Source organism: Micromonospora sp. WMMA1949 (genome assembly GCF_027460145.1).
Classification (GTDB): Bacteria; Actinomycetota; Actinomycetes; order Mycobacteriales; family Micromonosporaceae; genus Micromonospora.
Window position 1 is genome coordinate 3,199,160 of the sequence record NZ_JAPZBG010000001.1, and the last position, 19,273, is coordinate 3,218,432.

Annotated in this window: 20 protein-coding genes; 14 read left to right on the forward strand and 6 right to left on the reverse strand. The window is 74.5% G+C overall.

What is annotated here, in order from left to right; all coding sequences use genetic code 11:
* Complete coding sequence (locus tag O7607_RS15165) at positions 1-405, reverse strand: VOC family protein (RefSeq protein ID WP_269703878.1); 405 nt, start codon at positions 403-405, stop codon at positions 1-3.
* A gap of 75 nt (positions 406-480) precedes the next feature.
* Here O7607_RS15165 and O7607_RS15170 point away from each other — a divergent pair, with 75 nt between their 5' ends.
* The 11 genes from O7607_RS15170 to O7607_RS15220 all read left to right on the forward strand — a co-directional run bounded on the left by O7607_RS15170 (position 481) and on the right by O7607_RS15220 (position 10,628).
* Positions 481-1,275, forward strand: a complete 795-nt coding sequence (locus tag O7607_RS15170; protein ID WP_269703879.1) for an alpha/beta fold hydrolase — start codon at positions 481-483, stop codon at positions 1,273-1,275.
* Positions 1,268-1,837, forward strand: a complete 570-nt coding sequence (locus tag O7607_RS15175) for a TetR-like C-terminal domain-containing protein (protein WP_269703880.1) — start codon at positions 1,268-1,270, stop codon at positions 1,835-1,837. The genes O7607_RS15170 and O7607_RS15175 overlap by 8 nt, the downstream gene beginning before the upstream one ends.
* Positions 1,834-2,169, forward strand: coding sequence for a YrdB family protein (locus tag O7607_RS15180; protein WP_269703881.1), 336 nt, complete (start codon positions 1,834-1,836; stop codon positions 2,167-2,169). Before O7607_RS15175 ends, O7607_RS15180 begins: the two co-directional genes overlap by 4 nt.
* Before the next feature lie 115 nt (positions 2,170-2,284).
* Positions 2,285-3,940 (forward strand): hypothetical protein, encoded by a 1,656-nt coding sequence (locus O7607_RS15185; protein ID WP_269703882.1) that lies wholly within the window; start codon positions 2,285-2,287, stop codon positions 3,938-3,940.
* Positions 3,941-3,968: 28 nt separating this feature from the next.
* Complete coding sequence (locus tag O7607_RS15190; protein ID WP_269703883.1) at positions 3,969-5,366, forward strand: efflux RND transporter periplasmic adaptor subunit; 1,398 nt, start codon at positions 3,969-3,971, stop codon at positions 5,364-5,366.
* Entirely contained in the window at positions 5,363-6,241 is an 879-nt protein-coding gene (locus O7607_RS15195) for an ABC transporter ATP-binding protein (RefSeq protein ID WP_269703884.1), read from the forward strand. The genes O7607_RS15190 and O7607_RS15195 overlap by 4 nt, the downstream gene beginning before the upstream one ends.
* Positions 6,238-7,422, forward strand: coding sequence for an ABC transporter permease (locus O7607_RS15200; RefSeq protein ID WP_269703885.1), 1,185 nt, complete (start codon positions 6,238-6,240; stop codon positions 7,420-7,422). The genes O7607_RS15195 and O7607_RS15200 overlap by 4 nt, the downstream gene beginning before the upstream one ends.
* A 250-nt stretch (positions 7,423-7,672) precedes the next feature.
* Entirely contained in the window at positions 7,673-7,882 is a 210-nt protein-coding gene (locus tag O7607_RS15205) for a helix-turn-helix domain-containing protein (RefSeq protein ID WP_013288759.1), read from the forward strand.
* 221 nt (positions 7,883-8,103) lie between these two features.
* Positions 8,104-8,205 (forward strand): 30S ribosomal protein bS22, encoded by a 102-nt coding sequence (locus O7607_RS15210; RefSeq protein WP_007465623.1) that lies wholly within the window; start codon positions 8,104-8,106, stop codon positions 8,203-8,205.
* A gap of 120 nt (positions 8,206-8,325) precedes the next feature.
* Positions 8,326-9,399 carry an NAD-dependent epimerase/dehydratase family protein gene (locus O7607_RS15215; protein WP_269703886.1) on the forward strand — a complete coding sequence of 358 codons (1,074 nt, stop codon included), beginning with the start codon at positions 8,326-8,328 and terminating at the stop codon, positions 9,397-9,399.
* 371 nt (positions 9,400-9,770) lie between these two features.
* Positions 9,771-10,628, forward strand: a complete 858-nt coding sequence (locus O7607_RS15220) for a lysophospholipid acyltransferase family protein (RefSeq protein ID WP_269706988.1) — start codon at positions 9,771-9,773, stop codon at positions 10,626-10,628.
* 6 nt (positions 10,629-10,634) lie between these two features.
* Here O7607_RS15220 and O7607_RS15225 read toward each other — a convergent pair whose 3' ends face one another.
* The 3 genes from O7607_RS15225 to O7607_RS15235 form a co-directional block, all read right to left on the reverse strand.
* On the reverse strand, positions 10,635-11,513 hold the full coding sequence (locus O7607_RS15225) for an HAD family hydrolase (protein WP_269703887.1): 879 nt from the start codon (positions 11,511-11,513) through the stop codon (positions 10,635-10,637).
* Positions 11,514-11,625: 112 nt separating this feature from the next.
* On the reverse strand, positions 11,626-12,486 hold the full coding sequence (locus tag O7607_RS15230) for a DUF5667 domain-containing protein (RefSeq protein WP_269703888.1): 861 nt from the start codon (positions 12,484-12,486) through the stop codon (positions 11,626-11,628).
* Between the two features lie 285 nt (positions 12,487-12,771).
* Positions 12,772-13,743, reverse strand: coding sequence for an ECF subfamily RNA polymerase sigma factor, BldN family (locus tag O7607_RS15235; protein ID WP_269703889.1), 972 nt, complete (start codon positions 13,741-13,743; stop codon positions 12,772-12,774).
* 513 nt (positions 13,744-14,256) lie between these two features.
* On the opposite strand from O7607_RS15235, the gene O7607_RS15240 reads away from it, so the two are divergent.
* From O7607_RS15240 to O7607_RS15250, 3 genes are read left to right on the forward strand one after another with little or no spacing between them, the layout of a single operon-like run.
* A complete protein-coding gene (locus O7607_RS15240; RefSeq protein ID WP_269703890.1) occupies positions 14,257-15,930 on the forward strand; it encodes an AMP-binding protein in 1,674 nt (557 codons plus the stop codon).
* A complete protein-coding gene (locus O7607_RS15245; RefSeq protein ID WP_269703891.1) occupies positions 15,920-16,174 on the forward strand; it encodes a glutaredoxin family protein in 255 nt (84 codons plus the stop codon). Before O7607_RS15240 ends, O7607_RS15245 begins: the two co-directional genes overlap by 11 nt.
* Positions 16,175-16,198: 24 nt before the next feature.
* The gene (locus O7607_RS15250) at positions 16,199-16,840 is read left to right on the forward strand and encodes an HAD family hydrolase (RefSeq protein WP_174536489.1); all 642 of its coding nucleotides are present in this window, start codon (positions 16,199-16,201) and stop codon (positions 16,838-16,840) included.
* A 9-nt stretch (positions 16,841-16,849) separates the two neighbouring features.
* On the opposite strand, the gene O7607_RS15255 is transcribed toward O7607_RS15250, so the two are convergent.
* A complete protein-coding gene (locus O7607_RS15255; RefSeq protein WP_269703892.1) occupies positions 16,850-17,506 on the reverse strand; it encodes a LuxR C-terminal-related transcriptional regulator in 657 nt (218 codons plus the stop codon).
* 102 nt (positions 17,507-17,608) lie between these two features.
* On the reverse strand, positions 17,609-18,913 hold the full coding sequence (locus O7607_RS15260) for a sensor histidine kinase (RefSeq protein ID WP_269703893.1): 1,305 nt from the start codon (positions 18,911-18,913) through the stop codon (positions 17,609-17,611).
* Positions 18,914-19,273: the final 360 nt, after the last annotated feature.

Below are 19,273 nucleotides of genomic sequence, written 5' to 3' on the forward strand. Positions count from 1 at the left end.
TCACTCGTTCGACCAGGCCCGGGTGCACAGCACGAGGCGGTAGCCGTCCGGGTCGGTGAACGTGACACCCCACCTGTCCCAGTACGGGCCGGCGGAGACCCTGGTCCCGCCGGCCCGTTCCAGTCTCCGGACCAGGTCGTCGTCGGGCGGGCCGTCGAGGTAGAGCACGAACAGGTCCTCCCCGGTGGGACGCGGCTCGACCGTGAGCGTCGAGCCGCCGACCAGTTCCAGGTGCCAGCCGGCCCCGGGCAGGCCGAGCATCACCAGGTCGTGCTCGTCCGGGTGGTCGCCCTCGCTCCGGTAGAGCACGTCCAGGCCCAGCCCCTGTGTCCAGAACCGTTCGGCGGCGGCGAGGTCGCGGCTCGGGCGGGCGAGACGTACGTGGGTGTCGGCGGTGATCGGCATGCCGGGATCGTGCGACCTCACCTCGGGTTGAGGTCAAGCTTGACCGACTTGGCTAATGACGTTAGCTTTAAGGCTATGACAGTTAGCCAGGTGTCGCGGGACGGCGGCACGATCGCGTACGAGGTGCACGGGTCGGGACCGCTCGTGGTCCTCGCGCACGGCATGGGGGAGAACCGGGCGGCCTTCCGGCACCTGACGCCCCGGCTGGTCGCGGCCGGCTACCGGGTCGCCTCGGTCGACGTCCGGGGGCACGGCGACTCCAGCCCGCACTGGCCCACGTACGCCCCGGAGCACGTCGGCGGCGACCTGCTCGCCGTGGTGCGGGCGCTCGGCGGTGAGCCGGCCACCCTGGTCGGCAGCTCGTCCAGCGCCGCCGCAATCGTCTTCGCCGCCGCCGAGGCGCCCGACCTGGTCAGCGGCATCGTGCAGGTCAGCCCGTTCGTCGGCACGCCCAAGCCGAACCCGCTGATGCGCGTCGCGCAGGCGGCAGTGCTGCGCAGCCCTCGGCTGTTCGGGCTGTTCCACCGCACGCTGTTCCCCTGCGGGCGCCCGGCGGACGACGCCGCGTACCGCAGGGAGATGGTCGCCAAGCTGCGCGGGCGGATGGCCGCCGTGCGCGGTGTCGTCGCACCGGCCGACCCGCACTGGACCGCGCGGGCGCCCGAGGTGCGCCGCCCGGTGCTGGTGCTGATGGGCACGAACGATCCGGACTTCCCCGAGCCGGGCGCCGAGGCGCGCGCCGCCCGCCGGCAGTTCGCCGTCGCCGAGGCGCGGATGGTCGCCGACTCCGGGCACTACCCGCACGCCGACCAGCCCGACGCCACCGCCGCCGACCTGGTCGAGTTCCTGGCGGTGACCGCGCGTGCCTAGGGCCGGCCTGACCCCGGCCACAGTCGTGCGGGAGGCCGCCACGCTCGCCGACGAGGTCGGCTACGAGAAGCTGACCCTGGCCGCGCTCGCCGCCCGCCTCGGCGTCGCGCTACCCAGCCTCTACAAGCACGTGCGGGGCGCGGACGCGCTGCACCAGAAGCTCGCCGTGCTCGCCACCGCCGAGATCGCCGACGTGCTCACGGCCGCCGCCGCGGGCCGGGCCGGTGGCGACGCGTTGCGCGCCGTCGCCGCCGCCTACCGGGCGTACGCGCGGCAGCACCCCGGCCGCTACCCGGCCGCCCAGCGGGCGCCCGACCCGGCCGACCCCGACCACCTGGCCGCCGGAGAGCGCGCGGTCGGCGCGGTCCGGGCCATCCTGCTCGGGTACGGCCTCGACGGCGACGCCGCGACCGACGCCATCCGGATGTTCCGGGCCGCCGTGCACGGCTTCGTCGCGCTGGAGGCGGCGGGCGGATTCGGGCTGCCCCGCGACACCGACCGTTCCTTCGACCAGATGATCGCGGGGCTGGACCGCGCCTACCTCTCCTGGGAGGACCGATGACCGCGCTGCTGCTGGGCGTGATCTTCCTGCTGGAGCTGGCCCTGCTGGGCTCGGCCGGGTACTGGGGCTTCACGCTCGACGCCGGCTGGCCGCTGCGCCTGCTCGCCGGGCTCGGTGCGCCGCTGGTGATCGCCGTGGTGTGGGGACTGTTCTGCTCACCGCGTGCCGCCGTGGCGCTGCCCGACCCGGCCAGGCTCGCCGTCCAGGCCGCCTGCTTCCTCACCGGCGGTGTGCTGCTCGCCCTGGCCGGCCATGCGGTACCCGGAGTGGCACTGGTGGCCCTCTGGGCAGTCGACAAGGCGGCGTTGACGCTGACCGGCACGCCGATCTGAGAGATCTTGGTACGAACCGGCCCCTTCGAGGGCGCTTTCGTACCAAGATCTCGGGGCACGGCGGAACACGGCGGGACTCTTTCCCGGAACGCCCGATTGGTCGTACCCTTCGCCGGTGACCGACGGCGACGAGCAGCCTCCCGGCCGGACGACGGACGGCGACGAGCCTCGTCCCACCGTCGATGCCGCCGACGTGAGCGCCGACAAGGCGAGCGCCGCCGACGTGAGCGCCGACAAGGCGAGCGCCGCCGACGTGAGCGCCGACAAGGCGAGCGCCGCCGACACGAGCACCGTCCACGTCAGCGCCGGCGCCGACCGCGCGGCCGACGCGAGCGCTGCCAACCTCAGCGCCGCCGCCGACGCCCGCGCTGACGACACTCACGCCGAAAGCGCCGCCATCTCCGCCGGCGTGGACGCCGCCGTCGACACCATCGCACCGGCACCGGACGCGGCGTTGCCGTACATCGCCGCTGGTCCGGCGCCGTACCCCGTACCCCTGGCGCAGCCGGACCCGGCGCGGGCGGTGCCGAAACGGCGGCGGTGGCCGCTCTGGACCGCGCTCGGACTCGCGCTCGGCCTGGTGGCGGGCGCCGTGCCCGGCGTACTCCTGCGGGAGTCGGCGCCGGACGCGGCCGGGCGGTCGGCCGCGAAGGACGACCCGGGCACGGCGGCGCAGCGGCGGCTCGGCGAGCGGATGCTCGCGCTGCTGGACCGGCAGGCCGCCGCGCTGGTCGGCGCGGACCGGGCGGGCTTCCTCGCGATCGCCGAGCCGGCGGCCCGGCCGGTGCTGAGCCGCCGGTACGCGTCGCTGCGGTCGCTGCGGGTCACGACCTGGCGCTCGACGGCCGACGGGGTGCCGGCGGCGGTCGACGGAAAGCCGGGGGAGTGGCGGCTGGCGGTGACCGTCGGCTACTGCTTCGTGGTGCGGGACTGCGCGCCGAGCACTGTGGAGCTGGGCACGCGCTGGCGGCTGGTGGGGGAGGAACCCCGGCTGACCGCCGTGGAGCCGTCCTCGACGGACCCGGCGGGCGTGCGCCCGTGGCAGGTGAACGACCTCGCCGTGGCGGTCGGCAAGCGGGTCGTGGTGGCCACCACGCCGGCCCAGCGGCGCAAGCTGCCCGGCCTGCTCGCCCAGGCCGAGACCGCCGCCCAGGCCGCGGACCGGTACGCGATCGGCGGCCGGCCGCCGGACCGGTATCTCGTCTACTACGCCGGGAAGGGCGAGTGGCAGCGCTGGTACGGCGGCGGGCGGCCGAAGTGGACCGCCGGGTACGCGGTGGGCGTCGGTGGTGGGCGCCACGACGTGGTGCTCAACGCGCAGATCCTCACCCCGACGGGCATCGACGACCTGCTCCGGCACGAGCTGACCCATGCCGCCTCGCTGCCCGACCGGGGTTACGCCGACCGCGCGGACTGGTGGCTGGTGGAAGGGCTGGCCGAGTACGCCGGTGCCGACGGGCAGCCCGTGCACCGCTACGACGGGCTGGCCGAGGTGCGGGATCTGCTGCGCGGCGGGTGGTCGGGGCGGCTGGACGCGGTGGCTCCCGCCGACGACGCGAGCGACGACCGGGTCGGCGGTGCCTATGGCGTCGGCTACCTGGCCGTACGCCATCTGGTCGACAGGTACGGCGAGCAGCGGATGCTGGACTTCTACCGGGCCGTGGTGCACCAGGGCCGGTCCCCGGAGCAGGCCGCCGACGAGGTGTTCGGCGACCCGTGGTCGATGCTGCACGACGACTGCGTCGCCTACGTCCGGGCCGTCGTCGGCTGAACGTCGACGCCTGTCGACGGGTCGTAGCATGGGCCGGGTGGCCCGCACTCCCTCGCCGCGGCTGCCCGCGGCCCGCCGCCCCCGTCTCGTCACCGCGGTGCTCGCGGTCGTCGCGCTGACCGGCACGACCGCCGCGTCCTGCGGCGACGACGCCCCGGCGGTCACCGTCGCCGAGGTGGGCCGCGCGCCGGTGAGCGAGGTGATCGACGCCCCGGCCACCGTGACCGCGCGCGCCGCGGCCACCCTCACCGCGCCCGCCGACGGCACGCTCACCCGCCTGCGGGTGCAGCCGGGCCAGCGGGTGACCCGGGGACAGGTGCTCGCGGTGATCGACTCGCCGTCGGCCCGGGACCGCCTGGAGAAGGCGCGGGACGCGTTGCGCGCGGCGAAGCGGGCCGGGCGGGGCGCCGGCACGGGCGACCTGGGCGGCAGCCGCCGCGGCACCGACCGGGCCGCCGACGAGGCGTTCGCCGCCGCCCGCGCCGCCGCGGGCAAGGTCGGCGATCCGCAGGTACGCGCCGCGCTGCTGCTCCAGGTCCAGTCGGCGCAGCGGCAGTACGAGTCCGCCGCCCGCGCCGCCGACCGGGCGGTCGCCCAGGTGCAGCGCGGGGTCGCCGGCCTGAACAGCGCCGTCGGCGCGCTGTCGTCCGCGCAACGACTCCAGGCCCAGCAGGCGTACGACCTGGCGAAGGCGACTGTGGACGCGCTGACGTTGCGCGCGCCGATCGCCGGTGTGGTGCAGCCGGGCGGCACCCGGTCGGCGGCGCCGGCCGACCTGGCCGGGCTGCTGGGTGCGGCGGGTGGCGGGGCGGTGCCCGGTCTCGACCCGTCCGCGCTGGGCGGTGGTGGGCAGGGCGGCCCGCCGCCGGGTGTCGACGACGCGATCCCGGCTGGTGGCCGGGTCACCGCCGGCACGCCGGTGCTCACAGTGGTGGATGTCGGCCGGCTCGGCCTGCTCGCCGAGGTGGACGAGACGGACGTGTTGCTGGTCCGGGCCGGGGTGCCCGCGTCGGTCGAGCTGGACGCGGTGACCGGCGCGACGTACGACGCCACGGTTCGCTCGGTCGACGTGTTGCCCACCAGCTCGGCGCGGGGCGGCGTCACCTACCGGGTCCGGCTCGACCTCGGTGCCGGACGCCTCGGTGAGGCCGAGCCGGCCCCGGCGCCGCGGCCGGGCATGAACGCGGTGGTACGGCTGCGGGTGCGGGAGGCCGCCGACGCGGTGGCGGTGCCGGCGTCGGCGGTGTTCTCCGCCGACGGGCGGGACGCCGTCTGGGTGCTGCGTGACGGCCGGGCCGACCGGGTTCCGGTGACTGTGGGCGTGCAGGGGCAGGACCTGGTGCAGATCGTCGACGGCGTACGAGCCGGTGACCGGGTCGTGGTGCGCGGGGCCGACCAGGTGCGCGACGGCCAGGAACTCCCGTGACCGTACCGGCGGTCGAGGCGGTCGACGTCTGGCGCACGTACGAGCTGGACGGGGTCTCGGTGTCCGCGCTGCGCGGGGTGTCGCTCACCATCGACCAGGGCGAGTACGTGGCGGTGATCGGCCCGTCCGGCTCCGGCAAGTCGACGCTGATGCACCTGCTCGGCGGGCTGGACCGGCCCAGCGGCGGCCGGCTGGTGATCGGTGGGCGGGACGTGACCACGATGACCGCGCCGGAGCTGGCGACGCTGCGCAACGAGACCATCGGCTTCGTGTTCCAGGCGTTCCACCTGCTGGCCCGTACGTCGGCTGTGGACAACGTGGCGTTGCCGCTCGTCTACCGGGGTGTCGGGGCGCGGCAGCGGCGGGAGCGGGCGGCGGCGATGCTGGGCCGGGTCGGGCTCGGCCACCGGCTGCACCACCGGCCCAACCAGCTCTCCGGCGGCGAGCAGCAGCGGGTGGCGATCGCGCGGGCGCTGGTGACCGAACCGGCGGTGCTGCTCGCCGACGAGCCGACCGGCAACCTGGACAGCGCCACCGGCAAGGCGGTGCTGGAACTGCTGGAACAGCTGAACGCCGAGTCGGGGGTGGCGCTGGTGATGGTGACCCACGACCAGGAGGTGGCCGCCCGGGCACACCGGCGCATCGCGGTACGGGACGGGCTGATCCGGTCCGACAGCCTTCATGATCGACCGCCGTCGGACGGTTCCGGCGTACCTGCGACACTGGACCCCGCTCCCAGCGCGGAGCCCCGGTCCGCGTCCGGAAGCGGCCCGGGGCACCCGCCCGGTGGCTCCGGTGGCGCCACCGGAGCCACCGGGCGCCTTCCGCGGGCCGAGGAGCGCCGACTGCCGCAGGACCTCGGGGACGCCGGATGAGGCTGGCCGAGGCGTGGCGGGTGGCGTCGGACGCGCTGCGGGCCAACCGGATGCGCAGCCTGCTGACCATGCTCGGGGTGATCATCGGGGTGGCCTCGGTGGTGATCCTGGTGGCCATCGGCACCGGCACGAAACAGCAGGTCGAGCAGCAGGTCGAAGGGCTCGGCTCGAACCTGCTGCTGGTGGTGCCGGGCCGGATCGAGGTGGGCAACGCCCCGGTGGTCTCGCCGCTGGACCTCAGCGACGCCGACGCCGTCTCCCGGGTGGTCGGCGACCCCGGCCGGGTCGCGGTGACCGTGGCCTCCGGCGCGACCGCGCGGGCCGGCAACCGGTCCGACTTCACCACCGTGCAGGGCGTCCTGGAGACCACCCCGTCGGTGTTCACCAGGTCGCTGTCGCGGGGCCGCTACCTGACCGGGGCGGACGTGGACACCAGCCGCCGGGTGGCGGTGCTCGGCGACTCGGTGGCCCGGGCGCTCTTTCCCGACCGTGACCCGCTCGGCCAGCAGGTCACGCTGGCCGGCGTCCGGTTCCGGGTGATCGGCGTCTTCGCCCCGCTCGGGCAGAGCCTCGGCGTGGACCGGGACGACGAGGTGCACGTACCGGTGACGGCGGCGCAACGGCTCTGGGGCACCCAGCGCATCGACGGCATCGCGGTCAAGGCGCCGGACCGGGAGCGGATCGACGAACTCGGCGACCGGATCGTCGCGGAGCTGTCCCGCCGGCATCCGGACACCGAGTTCAGCGCCGTCACCCAGCGCCAGATCCTCGGCGTGCTCGGCGACATCCTGGGCGTGCTCACCGGCGTACTGGCCGCCATCGCGGGCATCTCGCTGCTGGTCGGCGGCGTCGGCGTCTCCAACATCATGCTCGTCTCGGTACGCGAGCGGACCCGCGAGATCGGGCTGCGTAAGGCGGTCGGTGCCCGCCCCCGCGACATCGGCGTGCAGTTCCTGCTGGAGGCGGTGCTGCTCACCTCGGTCGGCGGCCTGGCCGGGATGGCGCTGGGCGTGGGCACCGCGCTGCTCGTGGACGCGTTCTCGCCGATCCCGGCGGCGATCACCTGGTGGTCGCTGGCGCTGGCGTTCGGCGTCTCCGCGGCGGTCGGCATCGTCTTCGGCGTGGTGCCGGCGCAGCGGGCCGGACGGCTCGACCCGGTGGTGGCGCTGCGCGCCGAGTAGGAGATGGTGCTGCGCGCGGAGCACCCGGTGGCGTCGTGCGCCCGGCAGCCGGATCGGACGAGACACCCGTCCGGGCGAAAAAGCCCTGGCAGACATCGGGTGAACGGCTGCCTCGCCATGATCAAAGGGTGGAAGGGATCGCGCAGGTCACAGCCGTCCCGCTACCGTACTGGTTACACGCGCGTCGCTCGTCGAGGCGGGAGCACCTGCCCGGTGACACGCGCCGGGCACGGGAATGGGTCGGTGAGCCATGGCCGGGTCGCAGTCCGACGCACGGCTGTCGGATGTCAGGTTCCTGACCGTCGCCGAGGTGGCGACGGTCATGCGGGTCTCCAAGATGACCGTCTACCGCCTCGTGCACAGCGGTGAGCTCACCGCGGTACGGGTCGGCCGGTCGTTCCGGGTGCCCGAGCACGCCGTGCACGAATACCTCCGGGGCGCCTTCCAGGAGTCCGCCTGAGCACTCGTCGGCCCGGTCCGCCGAGTACGACGAAAAGGGGCATCGACGGGGGCGCGTTGGTCCTGCTGACGCACTCCGGTTAGGCTGGACCACGACCGTGACCGCTCTCTGGTGTGCCCTGCCCACCACGCTGGTCCGGTCCGTTGTCCGCAAGCGGTCACGGCGCCACCCGTGGTGGTGCCGTCCGGTCCGCCCCGCACGTTGCATCGAAAGGCTGTCGTATGGGCTCGGTGGTCAAGAAGCGCCGCAAGCGCATGGCTAAGAAGAAGCACCGCAAGCTGCTGCGCAAGACCCGCGTCCAGCGTCGCCGTCTCGGCAAGTGACCGGGGCCGGGCACTGGCCCGGCACCCGGCACCACTTGCCAACTGTCGACCCTCGGAGGCTCAGGTGATCAGGCCGCGGACGTCCCGGCTCGATCTCGCCTGCCGCGCAAGGCGCACGACATGACCCCCGGTGACACCTCCGGTGCCCCGGGGGTTGTCGTCGTCACCGGGGTCGGCCGCTGGCTCGGCGCCCACGTGGCCGCCCGGCTCGCCGCCGACGAGCGGATCGAACGCGTCATCGGGGTCGATCCGGCACCGCCCAACCCCGAGCTGACCGACCTGCTCTCCGACGTCGAGCGCATCCGCCTGGACCTCGACTCGCTCGGCGGCCTCCTGCTCGACCTCGACGTCGACACGGTGGTGCACCTGGCGCTCGTCTCCGCCCCCGACCCGCAGCAGGGCGGCCGGGCGGGGATGAAGGAACAGAACGTCATCGGCACCATGCAGCTGCTCGCCGCCGCGCAGCGCGCGCCCCGGCTGCGCAAGCTCGTGGTCCGCTCGTCCACCGCCGCGTACGGGGTGTCGTTCCGCGATCCGGCCGTCTTCACCGAGGAGACCGAGCCGCGCGAGGTGCCGCGCGGTGGTTTCGGCCGCGACATCCTCGACATCGAGGGGTACGTCCGCGGGTTCCGTCGCCGCCGGCCCGACGTCACCGCGACGGTGCTGCGTTTCGCGCCGTTCATCGGGTACGCCGCCGACACCACGCTCACCCGCTACTTCTCCCAGCCGGTCGTGCCCACCGTCTTCGGTCGCGACCCGCGCCTGCAGTTCGTGCACTTCGACGACGCGCTGGAGGTGCTGCACCGGTCGGTCGCCGAGGACCACCCGGGCACGTACAACGTCGCCGGGCCCGGGGTGCTGTCGCTGTCGCAGGCGATCCGCCGGGCCGGCCGGGTGGCGGTGCCGGTGCTCGAACCGGGTTTGGCCGGGGTGGCGGCGGTCGCCCGCAGTCTGGGCTTCGGCCGGTACGGCTTGGACCAGGTGGACCTCTTCGTGCACGGTCGGGTGGTGGACACCAGCCGACTGGAGCGGGAGTACGGCTTCACGCCCCGCTCGACCGCCGCCGCGTTCGAGGACTTCATCCGCGCCCACCACGGCGGCGTCGTGGTCACCCGCGACCAGCTCGCCGCCGCCGAGCAGTTGGTGCTGGAGAGCATCCGGCAGGTCCGCTCGACCGTGCGGGAGCGCTCGTGAGCAGCTCGGAGGAGCGGCGCGACGCGCGCTTCGACGTACCGCTGGGTGTGCCGGATCCGGACGCGGAGCCGGCGCGGCGCAACGGGCACCGCCGGGTGACCGCGCCGTCCGCCCGCCCCGCGGCGGCAGCGGACCCGGTCGACGAGCCGGACACCTCCGCCGACGAGCCCGGCGCGGCGGCCGAGCCGGGCGTCCCGGGCCTGGCCACGCCCCACCAGCCGGCCAGGAAGACGGTCGCGAAGAAGGCCGTCGCAAAGAAGGCCGTCGCGAAGAAGACGGTGGCGAAGAAGACGGTCGCCAAGAAGGCGGTGGCTGAGCCGACGGCCGGGAGCACGCCGGCCGGCGAGACGCAGAACCCCGCCGGGCCCGCGGTGGCCGACCGGCCGGGGGACCACTGGGACCGCAAGGTGGCCCAGGGGCTGGCGTTCCTGCGGCGGCGGCTCGCCGGTGACTACGAGGTCGACGAGTTCGGTTTCGACCCCGACCTGACCGACGCCGTGGTCCACCCGCTGGTCCGGCTGCTCTACCGGGACTGGTTCCGCACCGAGGTCACCGGCATCGAGCACGTGCCCGACGTGGGGGCCGGTCTCGTCGTCGGCAACCACTCCGGCACCGTGGCGCTCGACGCGCTGATCCTCTCCACCGCGCTGCACGACCGGCACCCGGCGCGCCGCTACCTGCGGCTGCTCGGCGCCGACCTGGTCTTCCGGATGCCCGTCGTGTCCGAGATAGCCCGCAAGACCGGCGGCACCGTCGCGTGCAGCCCGGACGCGGAACGGCTGCTGGGCAACGGGGAACTGGTGGGCGTGTTCCCGGAGGGCTTCAAGGGGGTCGGCAAGCTCTACTCCGACCGGTACAAGCTCCAGCGCTTCGGCCGGGGCGGGTTCGTCTCCGCCGCGCTGCGCACCGGTACGCCGATCGTGCCGGTGGCCATCGTCGGCGGCGAGGAGATCTATCCGATGCTCGCCGACATCAAGCCGCTGGCCCGGCTGCTCAAACTGCCGTACTTCCCGGTCACGCCGACGTTCCCCTGGCTCGGGCCGCTGGGCATGGTGCCGCTGCCGAGCAAGTGGCTGATCGAGTTCTGCCCGCCGATCCCGACCGCGCACCTGCGTGACTCCGCGGACGACCCGCTGGTGGTGTTCAACCTCGCCGACCAGGTGCGCGAGACGATCCAGCAGACGCTGCACAAGCTGCTCGAACGCCGCCCCGACCCGTTCGGCCCCTGAGCCGGTTCAGGCGTCGCGGTGGCGGCGCCGGTGCAGCGCCAGGCCGGCGGTGACCGCGCCGGCGAGCAGCCCGGCGGCCGCGGTGGAGGGCACGGCGATGCGCGCGGCCCGGCGCCCGGTGCGGAAGTCGCGCACGTCCCAGCCCCGCTCGCGGGCCTGCCGCAGCAGCGCCGGATCGGGGTTCACGGCCACCGCGCGGCCGACCGCGCACAGCATCGGCAGGTCGTTCGCCGAGTCGCTGTAGGCCGCGCAGCGGGACAGGTCAAGCCCTTCCACGGCGGCGAGCTGGGTGACCGCCTCGGCCTTCGCCGGACCGTGCATCAGGTCGCCGACCAGCCGCCCGGTGTACGCGCCGTCGACCACCTCGGCCACAGTGCCGATCGCACCGGTCAGGCCGAGCCGGGCCGCGATCACCCGACCGATCTCCACCGGGGCGGCGCTGACCAGCCAGACCCGCTCGCCCGCGTCGAGGTGACGCTGCGCCAGGCGACGGGTGCCGGCCCAGATGCGCGGCGCCATCAGCTCGTCGAAGATCTCGTCGGCCAGGCGTTCCATGTCGTCGACGCGCCAGCCCTGGACGAAGGCGAGCGCGGCCTCCTTGGCCTGCGACATGTCGCCCGCGTGCTCGGTGGCGAGGAGCCGGAACCGCGCCTGCTGCCAGGCGAACCGGGCCAGGTCACCGGTGGTGAAGTACTTCCGGGCGGCCAGCCCGCGGGCGAACCAGTAGATCGAGGCGCCCTGCATCATCGTGTTGTCCACGTCGAAGAACGCAGCGGCGGTGGGATCGGGCGCGACTGTGGTCGCCGGTGCCGACGGGGTCTCCGACCAGCCCGCGGTGTGCCCGTGGGCGTCGGTGCTGACGGTCACCTTCCGGCTTCCGGCCACGGCGACCTCCCTGCCTCGACGACGGCCCACGCACTCCGCGTCGAGCGTATCCGGCACGGTGTGACGGCCGGGTGTCCGCCGGGAGAAGTGTGGTGCGGTACGCGTCCGCCGCTCAGCGGTCGGCCGGGCAGGTGGCCGGAGCCGGCCCGAGCATGTCGCTGGCCTGCGGCGCGGGCAGCCCGCAGGCGATCGCCTCGCGGAGCGCGTCGGCGCGCTTGCCGGCCGCGTCGAGCAGGGCCAGCGAGCGGCGGGTGCGGTCCCGGTCGGCGTGGTCGGGCCGGTCCAGCAGGCCGCTGACCACCCGGCGCTGGCCGGCCAGGAACGTGTCCACCGCGTCCAGCGCCGCCGGGTCGGAGCGCTGCGCGGCGACGGTGGTCAGCAGGCGTACGCCCTGGCGGGTGTCCGCGTCCATGTCGTCGAGGACGGCGCTGAAGCCGAGCCGGTCGTCGCGGACCGAGGCAGCCTCGTCGAGGCGGGTGCGGGCGAAGGCGAGGAAGAGCTGCCCACGGCTGATGTCCGAGCTGGTGAGCGCGAGCTGGGCGCGCTCGGTGGAGCGCTTCATGCCGTACAGGGCGTCACCGGGCAGCGCGTTCTCGCTGGCGGCGGAGATGCCGGAGAGGGCGACCGCACCGGCGGCCACGCCGACCAGGATCGCGCCCCGGGCCCGCGCCCGGCGGCCGGTGATGGCGGGCAGCAGCGCGCCGCGTACCCCGCTCGTCGTGGTGGCCTTGGCCGGCGTCCCGACGCCCTCGCGTTCGGCGGTGGCCACGAGCATCGCCCGCAGGCCGGTACGGAACTCGGCGTCCACCTCGACGTCGGGCCGCTCGGCGGTGAGCCGGCGGCTCACCTCGACGAGCGCGGTGAGTTCACCGTCCGCCTTGGACCGGACGTGGTGCCGGCGTCCGCCGTTGGCCTCGTCGAGGAGTTGCGCGAAGCGCTCGGCTCGCCGACGGGAGAAGAGGTCGCTGTCCACCGCGGGCACCCCCTCTCGCTGGTCACGGCCGGGCGGCCGTCGTCGTCACCAGCGACCGGTGGCAGCGTGTGGCCCAGGGCCGACCGGAGCGGCCGACCTGACCCGCCGGACCGGGTGGCCCGGGGGACGCCGGGACAACCACTGGTCGCACCCGGAGAAACGGACCGCGCCGGTCGCCGGTTACGGCTGGGGCGGCGGCGAAATCACCGGGAGTGAGGGGCGGGCGGGGGTACGTCGGGCATGCGACACCGTCCGGCGTGCGTGCGCCGGCCGGGTCGGGATCGGTCAGGAGTGGAAGCCGTCGGGCAGCAGCCGGGCCAGCGCCCGGACGGCGCGGTACTGCAGAGCCTTGATGGCGCCCTCGTTCTTGCCCATGGCGCGGGCCGTCTCGGCCACCGAGAAGCCCTGGAGGAACCGCAGCACGATGCACTCCTGCTGCTCCGGGTTGAGCTGCTTGACGGCGGTGAGCAGGGCGACGTTCGTGATGTGCTCCACCACCGCCGCCTCGGGGCTGCCCTCCGGCCCGCGGTCCTCCCGGTCGGCGTCCAGGACGTCACCGGTGGTGACCTCCAGCCGGTAGCGCCCGGACTTGAAGTGGTCGGCGACCAGGTTGCGGGCGATGGTGACCAGCCAGGCGCCGAGGTCGCGCCCCTGCCAGGTGAAGCTGCCGATCCGCTTGAGCGCCCGCAGGAACGTGTCGGAGGTGAGGTCCTCGGCGAGCTGGCGGTTGCCGACCCGGAAGTAGACGAACCGGAAGACGGTGTCCACGTACCGGTCGTAGATCAGCCCGAACGCCTCGGACTCGCCGGCCTGCGCGCGCTCGACCAGCGTCCACACCTCGGTGGCCGGGTCGGACGGGTCGGGGCGGCTGGGGAAGCCGGTGGCGGGCGCGGCGGCCGGTACGGCGGGCAGGACGGCGGTGTCGCCGGTGGTCACCGCCGGCAGGATCGCGGTCTCGGCGGCGGACGGCTCACCACCGGTCGCCGTGTCGCCGCGCCGCGCCTGGGCGGGCATGGTCGGGCGGGTCGGGCTGCCCAGTCGGCCGGTCGCGGGCTTCGCGTTGCCCCCGGGAGTCGCGGGGCGGGGCGGCGCCTCGTTCGTGTGGTGCGCGCGGCTGCGTACCCGTCGCCCGTCGCCGCGTACCGCGAGCTGGCCGTCGGTGCCCCGGGTGCCCGGGTCCGCGCGCTCGTTGAGCGGGTTGCGCTGGGTCGGGCCGGTGACGCCGGCCGGTCGTTCGGCGTAACCGAAGGTGGTCACCGCGCCTCCCCGGGCCGGACGGACAGTGACCGCGCCGCGCGCCGTAATGGCGCCGGTGGACCGGGTGGGACCCGGTCGGGCACGGCCGGGTCGGGACGTGCCGACGGGCGGCAGATCCCCTTGAGGTGCTGGTCCAATGCGCTCACGGGCACGGGGGCCTCCTCGGGCTGAGGGGTGTCGACTCACGGCAAATGGGGTGAGCCGACCCGAGTGATGATAGGGCCAACGTCACCCACGCGTGGCAAGTCCGTTACACAGAGCGGAAGTATTTCCCGCCAGGTCGCACACATGGCGGACCGGTTGTCCGTCGCGTGTGGTTGACTTTCGCGCCGGAACCTGTTCCGCAGTGGAAAGTCCTGGTCGGAGCCGATTTTCTTTTCGCTCGGCGTGTCGCGGAGACGGTGCGGCCGAGTCACTTCGGGCTGCCCGCGCGGACACCGGTGGAGATCCTCATCCCGTGGCTAGGAATCCCACCCTACGGCAATTGCAGTCCCGTGCGGCGGACCCGGCGCCGTGTCCGGGCATGGCCCGGCGGACGCCGCTGTGCCAGACTCAGCCACCGTGCAGGACGCCGCCGAAAGCTCCGCGCCGAACCTCGCCGACCGGCTCCGCCACGCCGCCGCGCAGCGGGGCGACCGGGCCGCGCTGCACTGGCGCGACCGGACGCTGACCTGGTCCGAGCTGGACGACGCGGCCACCGCCACCGCCCGCGCGCTGCTCGCCGACGCGCCACCTGCCGACGGCGGCCACCCGCCCCGGGTGGCGATCGCGTTCGGCAACACCCCGGACTTCGTGGTCACCTACCTCGCCGCGCTCCGGGCCGGCCTGGTGGCCGTACCGGTCAACCCGGCGCTGACCGCCCGTGAGCTGCGGCACGTGCTCACCGACTCCGGCGCGACGGTGCTGGTCGGCGCGCCCGAGGTGACCGCCCGGGTGGACCGCGCCGAGCTGCCCGCACTACGCGCCGTGCACACCGCGCCGCCGGTGACCGGCGCCGCCGGGCCGGACGGGTTCCCGGCCCGCGCCGGCGACGACCTCGCCGTCCTGCTCTACACCTCCGGCACCGAGGGGCGGCCCAAGGGCGCGATGCTGTCGCACCGGGCCCTCGCCGCCAACCACGACCAGGTCGACCGCATCGAACCACCCGTGGTCGGCGCCGACGACGTCGTGCTGCTCGCCCTACCGCTGTTCCACGCGTACGGGCTGAACTCCGTGCTCGGCGCCGTCGTGCGGCACGGCGCGACAGGTGTGCTCGTCGACGAGATCGGCCCGGCCGGAGCGCTGGACGAGATCGCCCGGCACCGGGTCACCGTGCTGGTCGGCGTACCGTCGATGTTCCTGACCTGGACCGAGGCGGACCGGGACCCGGCCGCGGCGCTGGCCTCGGTGCGCGTCGCGGTGTGCGGCGCGGCGCCGCTGCCCCTCGCGGCCGGCGCGCGCTTCACCGAGCTGACCGGGCACCCGGTGCACGTCGGCTACGGGCTCACCGAGACCGCGCCGGTGCTCACCTCGACGCTCGTCGGCGGCGAGCCGAAACCCGGGTCGATCGGCCGCCCGCTGCCCGGCGTCGGGCTGCGTCTGGTCGGCTCCGACGGCACCGAGCTGTGGCGCGACGGGGCACCCGCCGACGCCCCCGACGAGGACGAGATGGACCTCTCCGACGATCCGGCCGGCACCGACCCCGGACAGATCGTGGTACGCGGACCGAACCTGTTCGCCGGTTACTGGCCGGACGGGCGGGGCGGGCCGGACCCGGACGGCTGGTGGGGCACCGGCGACGTGGCGTACGCCGACGACGACGGCGACCTGTTCCTGGTCGACCGGCTCGGCGAGCTGATCCTCGTCAACGGCTTCAACGTCTACCCGCACGAGGTGGAGCTGGTGCTCCAGGCGCACCCCGGCGTGGCCGAGTCGGCGGTCCTCGGCGTGCCGCACCCGCGGACCGGCGAGACTGTGCGGGCGTACGTGGTCCGGGCCGCCGGCTCGTCGGTGACGGCGGAGGAGCTGCTCGCCCACTGCGCGCGTAACCTGGCCCGGTTCAAGTGCCCGACCGACGTCGAGTTCGTCGACAGCCTGCCGTACTCGGCGATCGGGAAGGTCCGCAAGACCGAGCTGCGCCCGGCACCCGTGGTGCCGTCGCCGGCGCCGCCGACCGAGATCCGCACGGAGGTACCCGATGTCCAGTGACCCGAGGCTCATCCTGATCACGCGGCCCGGCTGCCACCTGTGCGACGACGCGAAGGCCGCGCTCGACCGGGTGGTGGCGGTCACCGGCGACCGGTGGGTGGAGCGCGACGTCACCGGCGACGTGGAGATGGAGCGCGACTACGGCGACCGGCTGCCGGTCGTCCTGCTCGACGGCAAGGAGCACGGCTACTGGCGGGTCGAGGAGGACCGGCTGCTGCGCGATCTGACCACGCCGCAGCTCTAGCCTTAGAGTGCTCGGGTGACGGGTATGCGACGCCACCTCGTGTGGGACTGGAACGGAACGCTCCTCGACGACCTCGACCTGGTGGTCCAGGCCACGAACGTCGCCTTCGCCAGCGCCGGCGGGCCGGCGGTCACCGCCGCCGAGCACCGGGTCCGCTTCCGGCGGCCGATCGCCGACTACTACGCCGAGATGCTCGGCCGGGCCGTGGACGCCGAGGCGTTCGGGACACTGGACCGCGTGTTCCACGACGCGTACCGGGCCGGCCTGACCACCTGCGCCCTGGCCGCCGACGCCACCACCGCCATCGAGTCCTGGGAGGGCAGCCAGTCGCTGCTGTCCATGTGGTTCCACGACGAGCTGGTGCCGACCGTGCACACGTACGGGCTGACGCCGCACTTCCGCCGGGTGGACGGGCTGCGCGCCACCGTCGGCGGCGGGCACAAGGCCGAGTGGCTGGAGAAGCACCTGGCCGAGCTGGGGCTGGGCGGGCACGAGGTGGTGCTGATCGGTGACTCGCTCGACGACGCCGACGCGGCCGCCTCGGTCGGCGCCCGCTGCGTCCTCTACACCGGCGGCCTGTCCGACCCGGACCGGCTGCGCGGCAGCGGCCACCCGGCCGCCGACACGCTCACCGAGGCGGTGACGCTGGCCCGCACGCTGCCCTGACCGGCCCGGTCAGGCGCGTAGGTGGGCCAGGACGGCCAGGACGCGACGGTGGTGGGTGGTCGCATCAGGGGGCAGGTCCAGCTTGGTGAAGATGTTGCGGACGTGCTTCTCGACCGCGCCGTCACTGACGACGAGCGCCCGGGCGATGGCGATGTTCGAGCGGCCCTCGGCCATCAGCGCCAGCACCTCGCGCTCGCGCGGGGTCAGCGACGCCAGCGGGTCGTCGCGCCGCCGCCGGACCAGCAACTGGCTGATCACCTCCGGGTCGAGCACGGTGCCGCCGGCTGCCACCCGGGCCAGGCCGTCCAGGAACTCGTCGATCGCGGCGACCCGGTCCTTGAGCAGGTAGCCGATGCCGCCGCCGGCGCCGCCCGCGGTGTCCAGCAGGTCGTCGGCGTACGACACCTCGACGTACTGGGACAGCACCAGGACCGGCGTGCCGGGCACCCGGCGGCGGGCCTCGACCGCGGCGCGCAGTCCCTCGTCGGTGTGTGACGGCGGCATCCGCACGTCCACCACCGAGACGTCGGGCCGGTGCGCCACCACCGCCTCGACCAGCGCGTCACCGTCGCCGACGGCCGCCACCACCTCGTGCCCGTACTCGGTCAGCAGCCGGACCAGCCCCTCCCGGAGCAGTACGGCGTCGTCCGCGATCACCACCCGCATGGGTCCGGTGTCTATCACGTGCGGACCCGACGCCGGCCCGGCGGCCCGGATGCCGGGCACGCCACGCGCTCGCGCGGCGGCCCGGAGTCCGGGCGGGCCGGGTCACCTCGGCAGTTCGGCGTGGATCCGGGTCGGCCCGCCGGCCGGGCTGTCCACCTCCAGCGTGCCGCCGGCCGCCCGGACCCGGTCGGCGATACCGCTGAGCCCGTGGCCCTTGGCCAGGTGCGCGCCGCCGGCGCCGTCGTCGGTGACGGTGATCTCCAGCCGGCCCACCTTCCGGGTGACCTCGACCCGGCAGGTGTTCGCCCGGCTGTGCTTCGAGACGTTCGTCAGCGCCTCGGCCACCACGAAGTACGCGGTGCTCTCCACCCCCGGGTCGAGCCGCCCGGCGGCGGTGCCCAGGTCGTCGTCCACGGCCAGCTCGGTCGGCACCAGGGCACGGGCGGCGAGCGCGGCGAGCGCGCTGGGCAGGCCCCTGTCGACCAGGATCGGCGGCGCGATGCCCCGGGACAGGGCGCGCAGCTCGTCCAGCGTCTCCCGGGTCTGCGCGACCGCCTCGTCCAGCGTCTGCCGGGCCGCCTCCGGGTCGCCGGCGAGCTGGTGGCGGGCCCGGCTCAGGTCCATGGCGAGCCGGACCAGCCGCTGCTGCGGGCCGTCGTGGATGTCGCGCTCCAGCCGGCGCAGCGCTACCGCCTCGGCCGACGCGGCGGCCCGCTTCTGCTCCTCCAGCGTGATGATCCGCTGCCGCATCTCGGCCACGCCGTTGAGCAGCGAGTACGCGAGTCCGGCCTGGAGCCGGGCACAGCCGCGCGCCAGCAGCGGGAGGGTGAACAGGGCGAACAGCCCGATCGCGGTGTTCAGGACGATCCGCGCGCCCGCGCCGTCGCCCATTCCGAGGAGCTGGCTCAGGTCCTGGTCGTCGGCGCCGCGCGGGATGGCCCAGTCGTAGGTGATGTAGAGCGTGCCGCCCAGGGCCAGCACCCACCAGACCACGAGCAGCACGAACGCGGGCACCGCCACGAGCAGCCGGACGAACGCGTGCAGCAGGTCGAGCCACGACTGCGCGTCCCGGATCGGGGTGAACACCCGGCGCCAGAACCGGGCGCCCGGCTCCGGCGTGCGGTAGACCGGGCGTACCCGGGGCCGGTCCAGCACACCGGCGAGCCGGAGCCGCTCGATGTCGGCCAGTCCCCGCGCCGCGTAGAGGAAGCCGGCGAGGATCGGCAGGCCGAGCGTGGTCACCAGCAGCCCGGCGCTGAGTGCGATCCCCACCACCGCGAGCACGAAGCTGACGATCGCCAGCGGCAGGCCCACGAGCACGTAGGTGGTGTCGCGGGCGAGGCGGCGCAGGAGCCCGCGGACGGGGGACAGCGGAGTGGGCGCGGTGGCCAGTGGTGCTGCGGTCATGATTCGAGGCTATGGGCGCGTGCCCCGCCCACCCATCCCGCACGCAGGCCTCTTCGGGGTGGGGTTCTCCCTACTCGAAAACGTGAGACTCGCCTCGCCACGCCGGTCACGGAGCGCTACGGACCCCGCGCGATTGGTCAGGGAAGTCTGGATTGAGCAATAATCGCCACGCGCCGCCGATAGACGCGGTTGATCGATCTTGCGGGAATGGAGGGGCAGGTGAAGGCGCGTCGCGAGCTTTCAAGATCGCGATTTGTGCACCCCTTCACAAACACCTACTCTGTAGTTCCGACGCGCCCTGCTAGCACAGCCGGCAATCTCGGTCGCCAGCGGGAGTCCCGAAACGACCCGCCCTCGCCG